16 protein-coding genes are annotated in these 19,615 nt (G+C 52.9%); 2 read left to right on the forward strand and 14 right to left on the reverse strand.

The features are described 5' to 3' along the window. Position 1: 1 nt before the first annotated feature. The 7 genes from DPQ25_RS03020 to DPQ25_RS03050 form a co-directional block, all read right to left on the reverse strand. Positions 2 to 1,885: an ABC transporter ATP-binding protein gene (locus DPQ25_RS03020; protein WP_242978198.1), complete on the reverse strand. Its 1,884-nt coding sequence runs from the start codon at positions 1,883 to 1,885 to the stop codon at positions 2 to 4. A 64-nt stretch (positions 1,886 to 1,949) separates the two neighbouring features. Next, positions 1,950 to 4,175 (reverse strand): ABC transporter ATP-binding protein, encoded by a 2,226-nt coding sequence (locus tag DPQ25_RS03025; protein ID WP_112331685.1) that lies wholly within the window; start codon positions 4,173 to 4,175, stop codon positions 1,950 to 1,952. A gap of 3 nt (positions 4,176 to 4,178) precedes the next feature. Then, complete coding sequence (locus DPQ25_RS03030; protein WP_177576806.1) at positions 4,179 to 4,688, reverse strand: MarR family winged helix-turn-helix transcriptional regulator; 510 nt, start codon at positions 4,686 to 4,688, stop codon at positions 4,179 to 4,181. 205 nt (positions 4,689 to 4,893) lie between these two features. Continuing rightward, positions 4,894 to 5,901 (reverse strand): uroporphyrinogen decarboxylase family protein, encoded by a 1,008-nt coding sequence (locus DPQ25_RS03035; RefSeq protein WP_112331687.1) that lies wholly within the window; start codon positions 5,899 to 5,901, stop codon positions 4,894 to 4,896. Positions 5,902 to 6,054: 153 nt separating this feature from the next. Further along, positions 6,055 to 8,157, reverse strand: coding sequence for a glycosyl hydrolase (locus tag DPQ25_RS03040; protein WP_177576807.1), 2,103 nt, complete (start codon positions 8,155 to 8,157; stop codon positions 6,055 to 6,057). A 233-nt stretch (positions 8,158 to 8,390) separates the two neighbouring features. Continuing rightward, positions 8,391 to 8,714: a thioredoxin gene (trxA, locus tag DPQ25_RS03045; protein WP_112332022.1), complete on the reverse strand. Its 324-nt coding sequence runs from the start codon at positions 8,712 to 8,714 to the stop codon at positions 8,391 to 8,393. Positions 8,715 to 8,842: 128 nt separating this feature from the next. After that, positions 8,843 to 9,715 (reverse strand): peptidylprolyl isomerase, encoded by an 873-nt coding sequence (locus DPQ25_RS03050; protein ID WP_112331689.1) that lies wholly within the window; start codon positions 9,713 to 9,715, stop codon positions 8,843 to 8,845. 186 nt (positions 9,716 to 9,901) lie between these two features. On the opposite strand from DPQ25_RS03050, the gene DPQ25_RS03055 reads away from it, so the two are divergent. Then, a complete protein-coding gene (locus DPQ25_RS03055; protein ID WP_112331690.1) occupies positions 9,902 to 10,852 on the forward strand; it encodes a S1 RNA-binding domain-containing protein in 951 nt (316 codons plus the stop codon). A gap of 150 nt (positions 10,853 to 11,002) precedes the next feature. On the opposite strand, the gene DPQ25_RS03060 is transcribed toward DPQ25_RS03055, so the two are convergent. The 7 genes from DPQ25_RS03060 to DPQ25_RS03090 form a co-directional block, all read right to left on the reverse strand. After that, complete coding sequence (locus DPQ25_RS03060) at positions 11,003 to 12,544, reverse strand: peptidoglycan-binding protein (protein ID WP_177576808.1); 1,542 nt, start codon at positions 12,542 to 12,544, stop codon at positions 11,003 to 11,005. A gap of 239 nt (positions 12,545 to 12,783) precedes the next feature. After that, the gene (locus DPQ25_RS03065) at positions 12,784 to 14,544 is read right to left on the reverse strand and encodes an Rqc2 family fibronectin-binding protein (RefSeq protein WP_112331692.1); all 1,761 of its coding nucleotides are present in this window, start codon (positions 14,542 to 14,544) and stop codon (positions 12,784 to 12,786) included. Between the two features lie 302 nt (positions 14,545 to 14,846). Beyond that, a complete protein-coding gene (locus tag DPQ25_RS03070) occupies positions 14,847 to 15,614 on the reverse strand; it encodes a Nif3-like dinuclear metal center hexameric protein (RefSeq protein WP_112331693.1) in 768 nt (255 codons plus the stop codon). Continuing rightward, a complete protein-coding gene (locus DPQ25_RS03075) occupies positions 15,611 to 16,321 on the reverse strand; it encodes a class I SAM-dependent methyltransferase (RefSeq protein ID WP_112331694.1) in 711 nt (236 codons plus the stop codon). Before DPQ25_RS03075 ends, DPQ25_RS03070 begins: the two co-directional genes overlap by 4 nt. 56 nt (positions 16,322 to 16,377) lie before the next feature. After that, complete coding sequence (locus DPQ25_RS03080) at positions 16,378 to 16,581, reverse strand: DUF1858 domain-containing protein (protein ID WP_112331695.1); 204 nt, start codon at positions 16,579 to 16,581, stop codon at positions 16,378 to 16,380. A 135-nt stretch (positions 16,582 to 16,716) separates the two neighbouring features. Next, positions 16,717 to 16,992: a zinc-ribbon domain containing protein gene (locus DPQ25_RS03085; protein ID WP_112331696.1), complete on the reverse strand. Its 276-nt coding sequence runs from the start codon at positions 16,990 to 16,992 to the stop codon at positions 16,717 to 16,719. 124 nt (positions 16,993 to 17,116) lie between these two features. After that, positions 17,117 to 17,713 carry a sigma-70 family RNA polymerase sigma factor gene (locus DPQ25_RS03090; protein ID WP_177576809.1) on the reverse strand — a complete coding sequence of 199 codons (597 nt, stop codon included), beginning with the start codon at positions 17,711 to 17,713 and terminating at the stop codon, positions 17,117 to 17,119. Positions 17,714 to 18,045: 332 nt separating this feature from the next. On the opposite strand from DPQ25_RS03090, the gene DPQ25_RS03095 reads away from it, so the two are divergent. Next, a complete protein-coding gene (locus DPQ25_RS03095; protein WP_112331698.1) occupies positions 18,046 to 19,584 on the forward strand; it encodes a YifB family Mg chelatase-like AAA ATPase in 1,539 nt (512 codons plus the stop codon). The last annotated feature ends 31 nt before the right edge of the window (positions 19,585 to 19,615 follow it).

The raw sequence follows: 19,615 nt of genomic DNA on the forward strand, positions 1-19,615 counted from the left end.
CTTAAGCCTCCTGGAGCTGGCTCGGGCGTTCAAACTGGCTGTTATAGAGATTGGCGTAGAAACCATTTTTCGCCATCAGCTCATCATGCGTGCCCTGCTCTACAATATCGCCGTTATTCATACACAGAATGCAGTCCGCATTACGGATGGTAGACAGGCGATGTGCAATAACAAAGCTGGTCCTCCCCTTCATCAGGTTATCCATCGCCTTTTGGATGAGGATTTCCGTCCGGGTATCAACACTTGATGTCGCCTCGTCCAGAATCAGGATCTTCGGGTCGGAAAGGATTGCCCGCGCAATTGTAAGCAGCTGCTTCTGCCCCTGAGAGATATTGCTGGCCTCCTCGTTGAGTTCCATCTGGTAAGCCCCGGGCAGCGTACGCACAAAATGGTCCGCCTGCGCGGCTTCGGCTGCCGCTAATACTTCCCGGTCGGTCGCATTCATCCTGCCATAGCGAATATTCTCCATAATCGTGCCGTTATAGAGCCAGGTTTCCTGAAGCACCATTCCAAAAATGGAGCGCAGCTCATTGCGGGAAAAGCTGCGGATGTCATGGCCATCTACCGAAATGCTGCCGCTATTGACATCATAAAAACGCATCAACAGCTTAACCATCGTTGTCTTTCCGGCGCCGGTCGGGCCGACAATCGCAATCTTCTGCCCCGGCTTTACGTCCACACTAAAATCGTGAATAATAATCTTCTCCGGCGTGTAGCCAAAGTGTACATGGGAGAACTGAACGCTTCCATCTACCTGAACCCGCGCGCCGGGACGGGACGCTGCGCCGTCTGCCAAATAAACAGTCGGGGCATCTGGTTCTTCTTCCTTTTCGTCCAAAAACTCAAAGACCCGTTCGGCTGCCGCCATGGTCTGCTGTAAAATATTGCTGATATTGGCAATTTGCGTAATCGGCTGGGTAAACTGCCGCACATATTGAACAAAAGCCTGAATATCGCCAACAGGGAGGCCGCGGTTTACCGCCAGCCAGCCGCCCAAAATACAGACGGCCACATAGCCCACATTGCCGACGAAATTCATCACCGGCATCATCAGGCCGGAAAGGAACTGAGACTTCCATGCAGAATTATAAAGCTGGTTGTTGTAGGCATCGAACTTCTCCACACTGCTTTGTTCCCCGTTGAAAGCCTTCATTACCACATGGCCGCCGTACATTTCTTCAACATGGCCGTTGACATGGCCCAAATACTCTTGCTGTGCCCTAAAATATTTCTGGGAATGCTTGACAATGATGGAGACAAACACCATTGAAACCGGCAAAATGCACAACGCCACCAAGGTCAGTTCCCAGCTAATGGAAAACATCATTACCAGGATGCCGACCAGCGTTGTAACCGACGTGATTACCTGCGTGATGCTTTGATTCAGCGTCTGGCTCAATGTATCCACATCGTTCGTTACACGGGAAAGTACCTCGCCGTGATTAACGCGGTCAAAGTATCCCAGCGGCATGCGGTTGATTTTTTGCATAATGCTGTTGCGCAGACGGTAGGTCACCTTCATCGAAACCCCCGTCATAAGCCAGCCCTGAATCACCGAAAAAGCGGCGCTGGCGAGGTAGAGTCCAAGCAAGGTCAACAGGATTCCGCCAATTTTTCCAAAATCAATGCCGCTGCCGGTTCCGGAAATTTTCCCCATAATGCCGTTGAACATCTCCGTAGTCGCCTGCCCCAGCACCTTGGGGCCGACAATGGCAAAAACCGTGGAGGCCGCTGCAAACAGCATGACAATAACAATGTGGATTTTGAACTGGCCGAGATAATTCAGGAGCATGCCAAAGCTCTTTTTAAAATTCTTCGGCTTTTCACCCGGCATCATTGGGCCGCCCATCGGGCCACGCCCGCCCATTGCTTTTTTATTTTTCATCACGCCTCACCTGCCTTTTCAACACAAAAATCCGGCAGCCTTGGTGAAGTTTCTCGATTTGCGCTCATTTTAACTCCTCCTCAGACAGCTGTGACATGGCGATTTCACGGTAGGTACTGCAATTTTGCAGCAGCTCCTTATGTGTACCACGGCCGACAATACGACCGTCCTCCAAAACCAAAATCTGTTCCGCATTCATGATGGTACTAACCCGCTGGGCGACAATCAACACTGCCGCATCGCCGGTATATTGCTTCAATGCCCGGCGCAGCGCGGCATCCGTCTTAAAGTCCAGGGCGGAAAAGCTGTCGTCAAACACATAGATCGGCGCGTTTTTTGTCAGCGCCCGGCCAATGGAAAGACGCTGCTTCTGACCGCCCGAGACATTGTCTCCTCCCTGAGAAATCGGTTCCTCATAGCCCTCCGGCTTTGCCTCGATAAATTCCTTGGCCTGCGCTACCTCAGCGGCTTTTTCGATTGCCTCTTTAGAGGCTGCCGGGCTTCCATAGGAAAGGTTGCTCTCAATGGTGCCGGAGAACAGCACGCCCTTCTGCGGCACAAAGCTGATATTTTCCCGCAGCTCATGCTGGGGCACTGCCCTTACATCCACACCGTCTATACAGATCCGTCCCTCTGTCACATCATAAAACCGGGGGATCAGATTGACCAGCGTGCTTTTACCGCTGCCGGTAGAGCCAATAATCGCAGTCGTCTGCCCCGGGCGGGCGGTAAAGGTAATATGCTCCAGCGCCATATCCTCCGCCTTATTGTAGCGGAAGCTCACGTCGTCAAACGTCACCTCGCCCCGGACCTTTTCCGGAAAGTGAACCGGCGCTTTGGCGTCGAGCACATCCGGTTTTGTCTCCAGTACCTCTGCAATTCGTTCACCCGAAACAGCGGCACGTGGCACCATAATGAACATCATTGCAATCATCAGGAAACTCATAATAACCTGCATGGCATACTGCATGAACGCCATCATGTCGCCGACCTGCATAGCGGATTGCTCAATCTGGTGGCCGCCGACCCACACGATAATCAGCGTAATGATATTCATCATAAACATCATAGCCGGCATCATGAAGGTCATGGCCCGGTTGATGTATAAGTTGTTTTGCGTCAAATCTTTGTTAGCCCCGTCAAAGCGTTTCTCCTCAAACTGCTGGGTGCCGAAGGCCCGAATGACCATCATTCCACTGAGGTTCTCACGCGTTACCAGGTTCAGCCGGTCGATCAGCTTTTGCACAATCTTAAACTTCGGCATAACCAGCACGTAAATTAGGAGAATCAGGCCAATTAATACCACCACGCCGATGGCGATGATCCAGCTCATGGACACGCTCTTGTTGACAGCCATAACGACGCCGCCAATTCCCATGATCGGCGCATAACAGATCATGCGGATTCCAATAATCAGGAGCATTTGCACCTGCATAACATCATTGGTTGTACGCGTAATCAGGGAAGCGGTAGAATATTCGTCGAACTCGCGGCTGCCGAAATTTTCCACCCTGCTGAACACGTCATGGCGCAGCGCTCTCGCAACGCCCGCAGCAATTCTTGAGGCCAGCAGCCCAACGCCGATGGTCGCCAGCGCGCCTGCCAGGGTGAGCAGAAGCATATACAGGCCCACCCGCAGAATATAGGCCATTTGAAGGGCGCCGGTATCTATGCCCAACTCCTCATAAAACGCCTTTGTTACAACAACCCCCATCTGAGAGAGCAGGGAGCTGTCTACCGCCCCGGCACTTTCACGGGCGGAATCAAAATAGGACGAAGGCAGCTGCTCCAGCATGGGCTGCATTTCATAAAGCTTGGAAAAATCTACATTCTCCAAGTCATCCGCACCGGTGCCCTCCGTCGAAGCGCCTTCCTGTTCCGCCATTTCCTTCATGGCGCTGACAAAGGTCATAATTCCTTGCCCGTAGGACGATTCCACCGCTTCCGTATCCGCATCTGCCCGAAGCACCAGAATATCCTCCGTACTTACGAGCGGGTAGTCGTTCGAGTAGGCCTCCGCCTCACTGCTTCCTGCCGAAACCTGGGTGTAGCTCTGCTCAATTGCGCTCTTTTGTTCCTCCGTCATGAAGAGCTTTAAAAAATTCATCCCCTTTGCGCTGACCGCTTTGGGGACTGTCTCCTCGATTCCGCTTTGCTGTATGCCGACATTTACAATGTCAGACATCAGGTTTGGCAGGTTCAAATCGCACATGGCCTGCCCAAACAGAAACAGCACACAAAACACCAGTGGCAGAATATATGGCTTTAAATAACGGGCTAGCTTCGTCATAGCTTATTTATTCCCTCCATTGTCCGACTCCATTTCAAATTCGCCGCGAACCTGCTGCATAATGTTCATAAACTGTTCGACCAGTTCGACCAACCGGCGGGTATTCTCCTCGCCCATTTCCTTTTCAACACGGTCCATAAAGCTGACAAATACCTTCCAGCCCTGCTCCATGACCTGGTTGCCCCTGTCGGTCATGGTTACATATACCGCCCGGCGGTCCCCCTTGCTTGTAAACCGTTCGAGCAGCCCCCGGTCCTCCAGGGAATTTAAGGCCTGTGACACTGCCGGCTTACTCATATTTGCCGCCATACTCAGCACCGAAATCTGAATCCCCAGGCGCTCGCCGGTGTCGCCGGTCAGCTCCTTTTTCTGCTTCAGGCACATCATTAAATGATGCAGCAGAAAAAAATCATTTTGTGTAATACCTTCTATCTTTGGTGCAAATGGTTTTCGCTGGCTTTGATGAAAGCGCTGAAACGTATCAATTATTTTACTCGTTTTTTCTTCTTCCATTCCTATCCCTCCTTTGTTCATTAATTATTCATTAAATAAATTGTTAATGATATTAACAATTTAAGTATAAGACAGAGGCTTTGATTCGTCAATATGAAACCGCCAAAGTTTACACAATGGAAATATTTTGTTTTCAAACAAAAAACCTCGCCTGGAAAAAACCAGACGAGGCCTGTAAACTATGAAACGAATAAACGGGCAGCACTTAAGCTTCGCCGTAAAACTCCTTAACCGCTTCGAAGAAAGCGTCAATATTTTCCCAACTGCTGGCGGGCGGAATATCGCAGCCCGAGGAAATAACAAAATTGGAATGGCCGCAGCATTCGGACATAATACGCTTTGTTTCAGCCTTGATGGATTCCGGCGTTCCGTTTCTGAATTGCAGTGCCGGGTCGACATTTCCCATGGTGACAATATCTGCGGGAACATGCTCCAGCATTTCCTTCATGTCAATTGCGTTGCCGAAGTGATAGGCAGCGGACCCCGTTCTCAGAATCGAATCAATCATCAGGATGGTATTATTCCCACAGTTATGGTAAATTACCAGGAAGTTATCATCCTGAACCGCATCTACAATCTGCTTGACATAGGGCTCGGAAAATTCCGCGGCCATGTCCGGCGAAAGCAAGCCGGTCAGCGGCTCCGCCATAACCACACCGCCTGCTCCGGTTGTCTTGTACGCCTTAATATATTCAATCAGGAATTTCGTGGCCTTCTCCATTAAAATATGAACCATGTCGGGCTCTGTATAGCAGTTAATCAGCGCCTCTGTCACGTCCATCAGACGGCCGGCCAGCGAGAAGGGGCCGATTACGCCCGCAAATACAGGGCGATCGGTAATGAGCTTGCAGGCCTTCTCAATCGCCTCAATATACAGCCCGGTACGCCCCGCCCCAACCTGGGGAACGGCAAGCGCCTTCGCCTCATCCTCATCATGAATCAATGTACCGATTACCGTGGGGACCTCATCGTCGCTGACACGGATTTCCGCGCCAAAGGCCTCTGCCTCTACCGAAAGATCCATCATGCTGACAGATGCCGCCGAATCCACACGGTCGGCAACCCGCTTCATGCCCTCGGCCTGCAAATCACTGTCGCTGATCAAATCCTTTACGGTTATGCCTAATAATGAAATTGTCGGGAAGGACAAGACCGGCATTGCCTTTTTATGCTCTGCCTTTTTCAAATCCTCCAGCCAAGCTCTTGTATTCATATTCACAGCCTCTTTTCTTTGGTTCTGATTTGAGTCCAGTATATCAAACTCCCGCCAAAACTTCTATGAACAAATTTACTATTTTGGAAAAATCTTATCCGATTTTAACGGTAGGAAAACATTTTGAGCCCCAAACCGAGAAAAACGCCCTGCTTATGCCTTGCACCCGGGCCCCAGCAGAATTACAGCCTCGTAGGGCTGAAGCTGCAGGATATCCCCTGAACGAAGCGTCCCGATGACTGCATCCACCCTGGGGGAGTAAACCTCGGCCTGCCCGGCAAAATGAAGTGTGATCTCCTGCCGCACAGCGCTGTCTTTACTGTTCACCAGCAATACCCTGGTGCCCTCCTCGCCCTCTTTGCACATAGCCATCAGCATCGGCTGGGGCTCAGCAAGAACGATGGGCGCACGGCTCGGAATTTCCAGCAGCTCGACCAGCTCCCGTTGCGTTCTGAACGCCTTGGCGCCTGCGCCGCACAGTGCCGTACAGTGCGCATGGAACGCCTCACAGTCCTGAGCATAAACCGGCAGCCCCTCTTTTACCAGCCGTTCTACAGCCTTCAGCAGCGCCTCGCCCGTCTCACAGGCCGGCAGCACCAAGGCCTGTACCGCAATATCGCCAAAGCGGAAAGCCCCCTGTTCACAGGTCCCCTTTTGCAGGATCTCCAGATCAACAAAGCGAAAATCGGACTGGTGGCCCAGGATGGTGTACATTGCCTCTGACATACTATCCGCGGAGGCATCCATCATATTCTGCAAGGCAGGGTCTCCAAGGCCGTTCTCCGGCACATAATAGGCGTTCATGGTTTCGATGGGATAATAAAGCGCATACGGTGTGCGGAGTCTTCCCGCCGCCATCCGCTCCGCCGTACCGGAAATGGCGCGGTTCCAAACCTGAAAATCCGGCTGGGGCTGGGCGGTGTCCAGATAATACGAGGTAAAAATGTCCACGCCCAGCGCCAGCTGAAGCAGCGGCGCTGCAAGCATCTGCTCCTTGCTTACCTTGCCGCCCTCAACATGGGCGGAGGACTCACTCATCACATGCTTTCTGCCGTAGGCCGCCGCCACCGACGAAACCAACTTGGGCGTAAAGGCATCCGCCCAGTTCTTTTCGGGGACGGAGCTCAGCATGTCGATTCCGGGGTAGGTCATGTGGCGCAATAAGGAGAAGAAATTCCCCTCAAAAACGGGATGGAGACGGATGTCGTCCTCCAGCAGTATATGGCCGGAAAACGGCAGTCCATGCTCCTTACAGTACTCCGCAATCTGCATAAAAAAGCTGGCTTCGTATAAATCCGTCAGCGTCTGGTAAAAGTCGCGGCGCACCTGCTTTGCCCGTTCTGATTTGCCCAAAAACAGGTAAAGCAGCACCGGCGCTAGGGCGTAGCCCCTCTTCTCCTCGAAGGCTCGTTCCACGTCCGGGCCCCAATTTACCGGTGGATAAAGCGCAATGGTGTCATCAAATGGGTCGTAAACATCGTCCGGGTACAGCCCGGCATTGATATATTTGCCCATATAGGACGGTTCATCGGTAAAAATCGCTTCGATCCCGCCGCCGTTGCCTGTAAATTGGTCGCCGACGTGGTCCGTATATTTCTGGTATGTGTTGCGCAGAAAGGCAGCCACTGCTTTTTTATTGGAAACATCGATATAGCGGCGGCTTTCGCAGACATTATGCTGCGCATGCGCGCCTTCATAAAACGGTTTTTCAATAAAATAAACCAGCAGCAGCTCCCGCCCGCTCTCATTGACCACCGTGATCTTCTCCTGGGTGTCGCGCACCGCATAGGTACGGTACGGCGACTCCGCATGGATAGCTTGTATCCCCTCATCGGGCACCAGATATGCATAAGCGGCTATTCCGCGCGTATGCCCATGGGGAAAGGCCAGCTCCGCCGTTTCACCCGGCTGCACAAGCCGGTGCAGCAGCACAAGCGCCCGGGCTTCATAGGAGCGGTCCTCCGCCACTGTTTGGCCTCCGGCTCCGCCGCTGGGGTAGCCCTTTTCGTCATACAGCCAAACACGCAGATCCATCCGGCCGCATTGCTCAAGCACAAAACGGAGAACCTCCCATTCCTCTTCATCCTGCAAATAATTATTTTTAGCCGACACATTGGTAACGATGCCGGCATAGCCAAGGCCCTGAATCATTTTCAGCGTCTCTGCCGCCACACGTTTCTTTTCTTCAATAGCCGCCTGGGCCTCATAGGGAAAATCATGGATGAGGCGCAGGGCCCCAAAGGGATTTTTACTCATAGTCAAACTCCTCCCGCCGGAACCATTCTGGCCGGTCTTCATTTCGCCGCTATTGTAGCATGATTTTCCCCCGATAACAAGACCCTTTTTTAGTTTCTCATGAAAACGCTGCTGGGCTTCCGCACAGAAAAAACGCATGAACAAACAGATCCCTGCGTACGGCTCCTCCCGCATCAGGGGAAACAGCCGTACGCAGGGACCTGTTTTTATATACGGCAGCGAGGCCGCCGGTTTTATGCCAGCGCTCCGTCCAGCATGTCGCAGTAATTGTCAAAGGAACGTGAGCCAACCGATTTTGCGGCAGCCGTCCCGTTTTTAAAGACAATAACCGTTGGAATGCTCATGACGGAAAACCGTTCCGCCAGTTCATTCTGTTCATCTACATCGACCTTGGCAATCACCGCGCGCCCGGCATATTTAACCGCTAATTGCTCCATAATCGGCGCAACCATCCGGCAGGGACCGCACCAGGTCGCCCAAAAATCTACCAAGACCACCGCGTTATCTGCCAGCAGCTTATCAAAATCATTTTTTGTTGCGTGAATGACTTCAGCCATTTCCAGCACCCCTTTTCTCATATGCTTTTTAATCTATTTTCCGAGAAGCGCCGAGCCCCTGCACCTACCGTGTGCCGTTACCCATGGCACGGGTCCGTTATTTTTCGGTATTGTCCGAAAATAACCGATCATTCCGCATGATAGGTAACCAGCTCCGCCTTCTCAATCACGACATCCTCCACCGGCTTATCGTCAGCGGTTTCAACCGCGGCAATCGCATCTACAACGTCCATGCCTTCAAATACCTGGCCGAAAACCGTATGCAGATAATCGAGGTGCGGCGTACCGCCGATCTGCCTGTAAACATCAACCGCTTTCTCTAAAACAGCCTTATCCGCTTCCGGGACGCCCGCCGCCTGTTTATCCGACAATTCCTGGTTCAGCTCATTGACCAGCGTTTGCAGCTCCTCATCGCTGGCCCCTGCCGCCTGTTTATCTGCCAGCTCTTTTTTTGCTACGCGTATAAAACGATTCATGTACATGGTCAGCATAGCGTTTTCGGCGGTATCATCCGTCAGCTTATCAGAGCACTGTACAATAAAGAACTGGCTTCCGTTGGTGTTTGCGCCGGCATTCGCCATAGACAGCGCGCCGCGCAGATTCAGCAGATTGGTATTAAATTCATCTTCAAAATCTTCTCCAAAAGCACTCTCGCCGCCCTGGCCGGTTCCCTCCGGGTCTCCGCCTTGAATCATAAAATCGTTGATTACGCGGTGGAAGGTCACGCCATTGTAGTAGCCCTTTTGAATCAGCTCCTTAAAATTTTGTACGGTCTTTGGCGCGGCATCCGGAAAAAGACGGATTTTGATTTCACCCATGTTGGTGGTCAGAACCGCGATTTCTTCGCCGTCTGCCGGCTTATCCAGCTGGTAGCCAACCTCTTTGCCATCGTCCGGGCGAATATTCCACTCTGTACCGCCGCTCGCTGGTTCACTTTGGCAGCCCGCGGCCGCCCCCACTATCATTACCCCGGCCAACAAAGCCGCAACTATTTTTTTCATATACTAACAAACATCCTTCCAAATATAATACCTTGTTCGGTTGTCTACCATTTTAATATACTTCGGCCAATTATGCAAGCCGCCTGGAAAACTTTAGAAAATAATCCTAATTTACATCCCTTTTCAGTATGCGCGGTAAATCCGGCGCATATAGATAAACGGAAGATAAAAGAGGAGGTTTGTTTAATGAACAGCAATTTCAGCCCTGAAGGGTGGAGAATTGACACCCCCGAAAACAGAACGGCCATGCAAAATATATCCACGCTTACAGCGGCCTGCGCAGAGGGGCTTATTTTAGAGGGACGGGCGCTTGTCTGCGACAGCGAGCATAATTTACTGGTGGATTTGGGCGGCTGCAAGGGGATTATTCCCCGTGAAGAGGGCGCTTTGGGTATAAAAGAAGGCAGCGTGCGGGATATTGCCATTATCTCCCGTGTAAACCGCCCTGTCTGCTTTACCGTAACCGGGTTTCAAAAGGATGAGGAAGGCCGCACAACCGCCATTCTCTCCCGCAGAGCCGCGCAAGAAGACTGCCTGAACAGCTACATCCGCCAATTAAGCCCAGGAGATGTTGTCAACGCCCGAATTACCCACCTGGAGAATTTCGGCGCCTTCGCGGATATTGGCTGCGGCGTTGTAGCGCTGCTGCCAATCGACGCCATTTCCGTCTCCCGCATTGACCACCCGAGAGAGCGCTTTGCCGTGGGCATGGATATCAGGGCTGTCGTCAAGTCTATTGAAGGCAACCGCATCACACTGAGCCATAAAGAACTGCTTGGCACCTGGGAGGAAAACGTCTCACGCTTTCATGCTGGGGAAACCGTTGCGGGAATTATCCGCAGCGTAGAGCCCTATGGGATTTTCGTTGAGCTGGCGCCAAATCTGGCGGGGCTTGCGGAGGCAAAGGAAAACGTATTGCCGGGCCAGCAGGCAAGTGTATATATTAAAAGCATTCTTCCCAACCGCATGAAGGTAAAGCTCGTCATCATTGACACCTTCGATTATACATATCGTCCCAGTGCGCCGGTCTATTTCTTTGAAGGCGCACATATGGATCGTTTCACCTATTCTCCGGCAGATTGCAGCCGGCAGATCGTAACCGATTTTTCCGAAGAGCTTACGGAAGCGGACAGCTGAGCCTCTCTGGCGCAGCGCTCTTCCGGCCTGCGTCCATTGTGGAAAGAAGCCTGCACGCGGGCGCCTTTATTACAAAATATTCCGTAAAATGAAAGCCTTCCTGCCGCGATATAACGCAGCGGGAAGGCTTTGTGCTAAATTCCAGCAGGATTATTTTTTTATTTTTTTCAATAGGCCGCCTGCCATACCCTGCACTCTCTCCGCAAGAACCACTGTCTGGCCGTTTATCCGCATTTTGCGGAATACAAAGATCACCGAGGTCAGACTAACGCAAAGCACTACCAGCAGGAAAGCAACCACACTGTTGCCATTGTCCTCCTCGGCGGGCTCAATTTCCGCCGTCATCACGGCAGCTTCAACCGTAGGAATAAAGGCCGATCGGGCAGCTTTACTGGCCGTATCGTCGCTCCTCGTAAGAGAAGCGGTGGAAATTTCTGAAGATACCGGCGTATATTGGCCCGTAGTGTCCACCGCTAGGTTACACAGAAAAGCGGTGGCATCCGCAAGATCCTCTACACGGACAGCTTTGGGCGCGCTCTCGGCATAAAGCCCCTCCAGCGCTGCGGCATCCATAATGCCGTTCTCTTCCAAGCCTACAGCCTTTTGATATTTCAAAACCGCTGCCTTAGTCGCCTCGCCATAAAAGGTGCTTGTTTCTCCGCTCATGTAGCCCAGTTCCACCAAACGCTCCTGCATTTGATGAACCAGACTGCTGTGCATGTCAGGGTAAATGGTTCCCTTGCTGGGGTTTTCCGGCGCGTTGCTGCCGAAGAGGCTTTTTTGCGTCTCGACCGTCGCCTCGCCAGTCACTTCCAGATCCGCTTCCTTCTGATAGAGCGCGATTGCATCATAAAGCGCATAATCGTAATAATCGTTGATTCCCTCATAATAATAACCCAGGTCGCTCAGACGCTGCTGCATGGACTTGACCGCCGATCCCTGAGCGCCCACGGACAGCTTTGTATAGGACGGCTCCTGTACAGTCTTTGGGGCCGGGCTCGCCGTACTGGAGGAGCCGCTTTTCGCGGCAGCCTGTCCACTGCCGCCAGCCGGCGCCGCCACCTGATTTGCGGTATCCCCGCCCGAGGGGCCGCCGCCCTGGACCGTTCCGTTGGCGTTAAAGGTATAAGACGTGCCGTCGATGGTTTTGGTACAGCTGACTACATACTGGCCGTTTTCATAATAATATTTATTGCCGTTAAATGTCACCCAGCCCGTTGTAGGATAGGACACGCCGGGCACCTTATACCAGCGGGCCGATGTTCCCCATAGCCTTGTGGTGACAGCCTGATAACGCATATTGACGCCGGGCTCGCTGTTATCCACAAACATGCCGTTGCCCACATAGACGCCCACATGTCCCGGTTTCCATAGGCCCAGGCCATGTATTCTCGGAATGGAGGAAATAGGGCCCGATTCACTGGAGCCGTTGATTTGCCCGGAACTGCTCCGCGGTGTAGCGCCGTTCGTATAAACATACATCAAGCCGGAGCAATCGGTTACCCCCCAAGAGGCTGCGCCGTATTGATATTTCCAGCCCTGATTGTAAGCCATAATTGCAAATTCAGCCAGGCCGGCGCCGGTTTTTCCGCCCGCCGCCTCAACGGTTGCCGGGGCGGCAATATGAACCGCAGCCGCTGTAAACAACGCCATCATTGCAGCCATTACACGCTTAAAAACTTTTTTTCGCATGGAGAAGGGTCCCTCCCTGAACCAGTCATGAAACATTCCTGTAATTTATCTCATTTTTGTTATTGATTTCTTTTGAACTGTAACCATTTTGTAACAAGTTGGTTACAGTCTATCATAGTTGTTACAGAAATGCAACCCTTTTCCCGACGAAACAGAAAAAATTCACAAATTATCTTTAAATCTGGCGGAGGTTTCCTTCAATATTGTAAATATCCGGAAAACGCTTTTTCAGGCGCGCCTCATGACCTTGTCAGCTGCTCTGGCAACGCCGGGCCCGGCGTTACATAAACAGTATTGTAACCAACATAAATCACCCGGCCGGGCTTCGCGCCGCTCGGTTTGCTGACGTTGCGCACCTGTGTATAATCCACCGGCACCTGGGCGGACTCGCGCGCCCTGCTGAAATAAGCCGCAAGTTGAGCAGCCTCCAGCATGGAGCTCTCCGGCGGCTCCTTTCCCCCTGTAACCAAAATGGTGTGGGAACCGGGAATGTTCTTAGTGTGGAACCAATAATCATTATTGGCAGCTTTTTTTAGGGTGAGCTGATCGTTTTGCCGGTTGTTGCGGCCGACTAAAATCGGCAGGCCGTCACTGGACAGGAAGGAAAGCGGCTGCGTCCCCTGCGGCGGTTTCTGCTTGCCCTTGGGTGGACGGATATAGCCCTGCTCCACCAGCTCTTGCCGGATTTCCGCCAGCTCCCGTTCTGTCTGCGCACGGCTGAGCTCCTCAAAGACCGTGTCGATGTACTGCAGCTCTTCCTCCGCCAGGGCGATTTGCTCCGTCAAATATTTCTCGGCTGTATTGGCCTTTCGGTATTCCTTAAAATATTTCTGGGCATTCTGCGCGGGCGTAAGCAGCGGGTCCATCGAAATGCGGAGCAGGGGCAGGCCCTCCTCATAAAAATTTTCAAGCTCAGCCGCCGCCATTCCCTTTTGCAGCCGGTACAGGTTGGCGTTGATCAGCTCGCCGCACAAGCGCAGCTCTTCCCTCTTGGCGCATTGCTCCAGCTCCAGGCGCTGCTTGCCAATTTTATGCTCCAGCCGTTCCGCCGTATTGGTGAGCAGGCGCAGAATATCCTGGGCACGCGTGCGCATGCGCTCAATCTGGTCCTTCTCCCCATAAAAGTCCTCCAAAAGCACGGAGAATGTCTCTTTTCGGCTGACAATGGCGCTTAAGCCGTATTGCTCAATCGGTATGAAGGAAAAATCCTTTGGCTTTCCAGTCATATCTGCAACCATATGGGGCACGCCGTCCGCCCGGCGAACGGTATCAAAAAGCCTTGAGAGGAAAAAACGCAGCCGATCCCACTGCTCCGGGGTCAGCTCATACAGCGTGCGGTCCGCCCCGCGCAGCGTTTGGTGGGAAAGCTCCCGGCACACAACCGGCGAAACACCCTGCAGGGTATTCAGCAGAGCTTTGGAAAGCGCAATGTCGCTATTGCCGGTACGGAGGCCCGCCACCACCTCTTCAGCCGGTACCTCAAGCGCGCATCGTTTGTCCTGCGGCGGCGGCGCCTGGTAGCTGAGTCCCGGTAACACCAGGCGTGCCGAGGACATTTCTGCATCCACCCGCTTCAGCGAATCGATGACCTTATTCTGTTCGTCCACAAAAATAATATTGCTGTAGCGCCCCATAATCTCCATGTAAATAGAAAGCTCCACCCGGTCCCCCAGCTCGTTTACGGCGTCAAAGACCAGACGCAGCACACGGTCAAGCCCCTGCTGCTCTACCCGTAGCAGGCGGGCACCGGACAGCCGTTTGCGCATTAGCATGCACAGCATGGGCGGCTGCTTGGGATTTTCCGGAATGGACCTGGTAAAATGAATGCGCGCGCTGTTCGCTCGAGCAGAAAGCAGCAGGTTAAAATGATCCGTACGCGTTCTCATCTGCAAAACCATTTCTTCCCTGTTTGGCTGGTAGACCTTGTCCACTCTGGCCTCAAGTGCCCGGGACTCAAGCTCTACCTTTAAATGCCTTAAAAAAGAACCATCCAGCGCCACTGGTCACACCCTCCTTTTCAATCCGGTTTGATTCCCGGCCACGGCCGGAATTGTTTGTGTGGCGAATGCCGGCTTGCGGGCCGCCGGCCCGTTACCCGTTCTGGGCAGTGCCCTCATTCGCCTACCATGCCTCTCTAACTTTTGTTTACAGATCGCCCAAAGGCTTTGCTTTGGCGACGGTACCCTCCGTCCTTACCGGCTGCGGCTGACTCTCCCGGGCCGCGGCCGAACGTAAAAGATGGCGCCCAAAATAATAGGCATGATCCCCTGTTCTCCATCTTCAACTTGTTATTACCCACACCTTATAGATAACGCGCAGGCCGCCGCATGGTTTTCGCGGCCTGAAACGCCACTGAGGGGAACTCCTGTGCCAAACGGGCGGCAAGAGGAGAAACCGCCACCGCCTCCGTGTCATAATGCCCGGCTGCCACCAGCGTGATGCCTGCCGCTTCCGCCTGTAGCAGCTCATGATGCTTGGCCTCGCCGGTGACAAACGCCTGTATCCCCGCCTCGGGTCCCGGCATCAGGCCCCCGCCCGCGCCACTGCAAAGGCCGACTCTTTGAACGGGCAAGCGGCCCTCCACATAGAACAGCCCTTCACAGCCCAACCTTTGTTTCACATACGCCGCGAAAGCGCGCGGAGAAAGCGTCTGATCCAACTCCCCGGCCATGGTCTCCGCCAAGCCGGAGCCCTGGTACTCTGTTAACAGGCTCAGCTGTTTCAGCCCCAGGGCCTCGCCCAGACACGTGTTCACTCCGCCTGCCGCCAGGTCCAGATTGGTGTGTGCACAAATGGCGGAAATTCCTTTTTGAGCCAACAAAAAAGGGGGACTGCCCGCCGTAAGACGGCGCAGCGGGGTAAAAATAACCGGGTGATGGCTGACAATGAGCTGTGCACCGCAGGCCGAGGCCTCTTCCACTACCGCGGGAGTAATATCCAGCGCCACCAAGGCCCGATCAACTGCCTGCTTCTCATCCCCAACCAGCAAACCCACATTGTCAAAGTCCATAGCCGTATGAAACGGAGCGATTTCATCTATAAACCGATAGATTTCCCCGACTGTATTCATGCTTCACCGTTCCCTTCCGCGCTTTCCAGCAAGGCTGCTATCTCCGCCCCTGCGGCCGCATATTGCTCGGCCTCAGCCGTTTTGCCCGCACAGCGCGCTCCTGTTTCCATTTTGCGCAGGCCGGCCAGCTTTTGCCTCAGATAGGCTCTATTCTCCGCAGCGGCGGCATCCAGCCTGCCGATATACGGGTAGGCAGCGCTGAAAACCTCCACCGCGCCCAGGTAGCGGACCAACAGCACCGAATAAATATGTTTTTTTTCCGCCACAGCCTGCTCTCTTTCAATGAAAAATCCGGCTTGAGCCAGATAAAGCCTCAGGTCTTCCGCGGAGGACATGGGCTGCAAAATCAAATGCTTTTCCGGGTTTCTCAGCCATGCTGCCGCACGGATGATTTCCCGGATGTTTTCACCGCCCATGCCGGCAATCACCACATCGTCCGCCTCATGAGGAAAAACCTGCGCCAGTCCGTCGGAGAGGCGCGCATGAACAAGGCCCTGCGCATGGTAGCGGTCGATATTGCGCTGGGCGGCCCGCAGAGGAGCCAGCGCAATATCTGCTGCAATTCCGTGTGAAATCTTTCCCTGCTTTGCCAACCAGATCGGCAGATAGCCGTGGTCTGTGCCAATATCCGCCATCTTTACCCCGGGGCGCACCCAATCCGCGCACAGCTGAAGGCGAGGCTCAAGTGTAAACAAAGGGCGCGGCATTTTACTCACCTCACAAAAAAGCCGCCCGTCAATCAGGCGGGCGGCGGTTTTCCGGCTTACTTATCTTTGATGTGCTCGTTGATCTTATTTAAAATCTCATTCACATCCACACCGTGAACCATGCATGCTTCTTCCAAGGACTCGCCGCGGGAAGCCGGGCAGCCCAGGCAATGCATACCCATTTCCAGGAAAAAGGGCGCCGTTGTCTCATCAAGCGTCAAAATATCGCCAATCAGTGTATCTTTTGTAATTGAAGCCATTTAGATATACCTCCTTTTCTTCATAAAACCTTGGTTTTTATTATAATACCCCATTCTCTCTTTTGCAATACCAAAAATAAATACCCCGCGGGTAAACCCACGGGGTATTTTACGAAAAGAAAATACGGATCTATATTATTCTTCTCTCATCTTTGCGAAACACTCACTGCAATATACAGGACGATCCTCGCGGGGTCTAAAGGGAACCTTTGCCTCTTTGCCACAGCTCGCGCAAATGGCGGTAAACATCTCGCGCTCAGGCTTGGAAGCATTCTTGCGCGCATCACGGCAGGCCTTGCATCTCTGGGGCTCGTTTACAAAGCCCTTGGAAGCATAGAACTCCTGCTCACCGGCGGTGAAAACAAATTCAGCGCCACATTCTTTACAGATGAGAGTCTTGTCTTCGTACATTTGAATTTACCTCGCTTTGAAATAAAGATATTTTGCCCATAGACGGATTTCAACCGACGCCTTTGATTTACAACGCTCTAGATTAAGCTACCCGGGCATATAGAATGTTGAACACGCAACATGATTAATGAAAGGATTGCTTCAATTTCCTGCGCACACGCTGCAGGGCATTGTCCACCGCTTTCTCTGTAACGGAAAGCTTTTCCGAAATTTCAGCATAAGGGCATCCGTCTAAGTGATAGAAAAGGACTTTCTGTTCAAACGGTGAAAGCGAACGGCTGATCTGCCTTTTAATCCGGCTTACATTCTCGCCGTCCAGCACCAGATCCTCCGGATTTTGAGAGCAGTCCGGCAAGTCCGTTTCCTCTTCCATGTTGCTGAGCGACACGAAACGGCCCAACCCCAAACGCTTTTGGCTTTTCGTCTTTCTGTAAGCCATCATCATTCGGTTTTGAATACAGACACCGGCGTATGCTTTAAAAGCGGTTTCACTGCCTGACTGATAATGTTCAGCTGCATCCAGTAGCCCCAAAAGCCCTTCCTGGCACAAATCATCTATTTCAAGCGACATACTGTGGAATGAACGCGCCTTCACTTTAATCAAAGGCATAAAACGGTCCGCCAATTCAACAAAAGCTTCCGCCACGCCATCCCGCACCAGAGCAGAAAGCTGGCTGTCCGTATGGTTCCCCCAGTCATCTTCCTGGCAAACATTCTGCAAGCTAAAACACCCCAACGGAAATAACATTCTTTTAGTTTAGATAATCATACATCATTCCTCTGGAGAAGTCAACTGATTTTCTGCTCACTTTTGCTAAAAATATATTAAAAAGATAAAATACTTTTCGACGCCTTTTATATTTTAGGAATTTTCACCGCCAGAACCCCTTTTAAAGCGGCAATATAAGCTCTGTCTATTCTAAATAAAAATACATATTCCGCCTTTTATTTCGGTTTTCTGTCAAATTTCAGTCTTTTATTCCAATAATGAACTAAACCAATTCTTTAGCTGGGGTATAATACAAAAAAACAAACAGGAAAGCAGGTGCGCCTATGGTCGCCAAGGTACACAGCATGGGCCTATGGGGAATGGATGCATTTACCGTGAAGGTTGAGGCCGATTTGAGCATTGGAATCCCCGCCTTTGATATTGTCGGCCTGCCGGATGCCTCTGTAAAGGAGTCTCGGGACAGGGTTCGTTCCGCCATGAAGAACAGCGGGTTCAGCTTTCCGGTCAACAAAATCACTATTAACCTTGCCCCTGCCGATCAGCGCAAGGAGGGATCGCTTTATGACCTGCCGCTCTTCACCGCCCTGATGTGCGCTACGGGGCAGATTGCCGCGGAAGCCGTTGACGGCTGCGCTCTGGTGGGAGAACTCTCTCTAAGCGGCGAGCTGAGGCCGATTCGCGGTGTGCTGCCCATGGCCATACACGCAAGGGAGCGCGGGTTTCACACGCTTTTTGTCCCGGCTGAAAACGGTGCGGAAGGCGCCGCCGTCGACGGGCTTACCGTGTATGCGCCGAAGACCGTCGAGGAGCTGTTTCTCCATCTCTCGGGTCAAAAGCGCCTTCCGCCCTGCAGCCCCTCGGGCCAGGATTGTCAAAGTCAAACCTTCTGGCCGGATTTTTCCGAGGTACGCGGCCAAGAAGAGGCCAAACGCGCCCTGGAGATCGCCGCCGCGGGCGGCCACAATATTCTTCTGATCGGCCCGCCGGGCTCCGGTAAGAGCATGCTCGCCAAGCGGCTTCCCTCCATTTTGCCGGACATGGCCTTTGAAGAGGTGATTGAGACTACAAAAATTCATTCCATCGCCGGCACCATTCCCAACGGCTCCGCTCTTGTACGCCATCGGCCCTTTCGCTCGCCGCATCACACTGTATCCCCTGCGGGGCTGTCCGGCGGAGGAACCCTTCCCCGGCCCGGGGAGCTGTCGCTTGCCCACAACGGCGTACTCTTTTTAGACGAGCTGCCCTTTTTCTCCCGTGCGGCGCTGGAGGTCCTCCGGCAACCGCTTGAGGATGGACGGGTGACGATTTCCCGTGTCAACGGTACGGTTTCCTACCCCTGTTCCGTTATGCTCGTCGCCGCCATGAACCCCTGCCCCTGCGGCTATTTCGGGCATCCCACGCGGGCGTGCACCTGTACCGCGGCTTCTGTTTCCCGTTATCTGTCGCGGGTCAGCGGCCCACTGCTGGACCGGCTGGATCTGCATATTGAGGTCCCGCCGGTTGAATTCGACGCCCTGGCCTCAACGAAACCCGCAGAGTCCTCCGCCGCTATCCAGGAGCGCGTCAACAGAGCGCGAACGCTGCAAAACCAACGTTACACGGGCAGCAATATCTCTTGCAATGCGCGAATCACCCCCGACCGCCTGCAAAAAATCTGTGTTCTGAGTGACAACGCCAGGCTTTTGCTGAAAAAAGCCTTTGAAACCATGGGGCTCTCCGCCCGTGCGTACGACCGGGTACTCAAGGTTGCCCGTACCATTGCCGACCTTGACGGCAGTGAAATCATTCAGCCATACCATGCCGCCGAGGCTGTGCAGTACCGCAGCCTGGACCGCAAGTATTGGATGGCCGAGCTGAATTAATTTGAAAAAATATTTTTTTAAAGCTGCCGGA

The organism is Hydrogeniiclostridium mannosilyticum, from assembly GCF_003268275.1.
GTDB classification, from domain to species: domain Bacteria; phylum Bacillota; class Clostridia; order Oscillospirales; family Acutalibacteraceae; genus Hydrogeniiclostridium; species Hydrogeniiclostridium mannosilyticum.

Bases quoted from the DNA above. Each gene is read 5' to 3' on its own strand.
- DPQ25_RS03020 (WP_242978198.1), bottom strand. From the start codon at position 1,885: ATGAAAAATAAAAAAGCAATGGGCGGGCGTGGCCCGATGGGCGGCCCA.
- DPQ25_RS03025 (WP_112331685.1), bottom strand. From the start codon at position 4,175: ATGACGAAGCTAGCCCGTTATTTAAAGCCATATATTCTGCCACTGGTG.
- DPQ25_RS03030 (WP_177576806.1), bottom strand. From the start codon at position 4,688: ATGGAAGAAGAAAAAACGAGTAAAATAATTGATACGTTTCAGCGCTTT.
- DPQ25_RS03035 (WP_112331687.1), bottom strand. From the start codon at position 5,901: ATGAATACAAGAGCTTGGCTGGAGGATTTGAAAAAGGCAGAGCATAAA.
- DPQ25_RS03040 (WP_177576807.1), bottom strand. From the start codon at position 8,157: ATGAGTAAAAATCCCTTTGGGGCCCTGCGCCTCATCCATGATTTTCCC.
- trxA (WP_112332022.1), bottom strand. From the start codon at position 8,714: ATGGCTGAAGTCATTCACGCAACAAAAAATGATTTTGATAAGCTGCTG.
- DPQ25_RS03050 (WP_112331689.1), bottom strand. From the start codon at position 9,715: ATGAAAAAAATAGTTGCGGCTTTGTTGGCCGGGGTAATGATAGTGGGG.
- DPQ25_RS03055 (WP_112331690.1), top strand. From the start codon at position 9,902: ATGAACAGCAATTTCAGCCCTGAAGGGTGGAGAATTGACACCCCCGAA.
- DPQ25_RS03060 (WP_177576808.1), bottom strand. From the start codon at position 12,544: ATGCGAAAAAAAGTTTTTAAGCGTGTAATGGCTGCAATGATGGCGTTG.
- DPQ25_RS03070 (WP_112331693.1), bottom strand. From the start codon at position 15,614: ATGAATACAGTCGGGGAAATCTATCGGTTTATAGATGAAATCGCTCCG.
- DPQ25_RS03075 (WP_112331694.1), bottom strand. From the start codon at position 16,321: ATGCCGCGCCCTTTGTTTACACTTGAGCCTCGCCTTCAGCTGTGCGCG.
- DPQ25_RS03080 (WP_112331695.1), bottom strand. From the start codon at position 16,581: ATGGCTTCAATTACAAAAGATACACTGATTGGCGATATTTTGACGCTT.
- DPQ25_RS03085 (WP_112331696.1), bottom strand. From the start codon at position 16,992: ATGTACGAAGACAAGACTCTCATCTGTAAAGAATGTGGCGCTGAATTT.
- DPQ25_RS03095 (WP_112331698.1), top strand. From the start codon at position 18,046: ATGGTCGCCAAGGTACACAGCATGGGCCTATGGGGAATGGATGCATTT.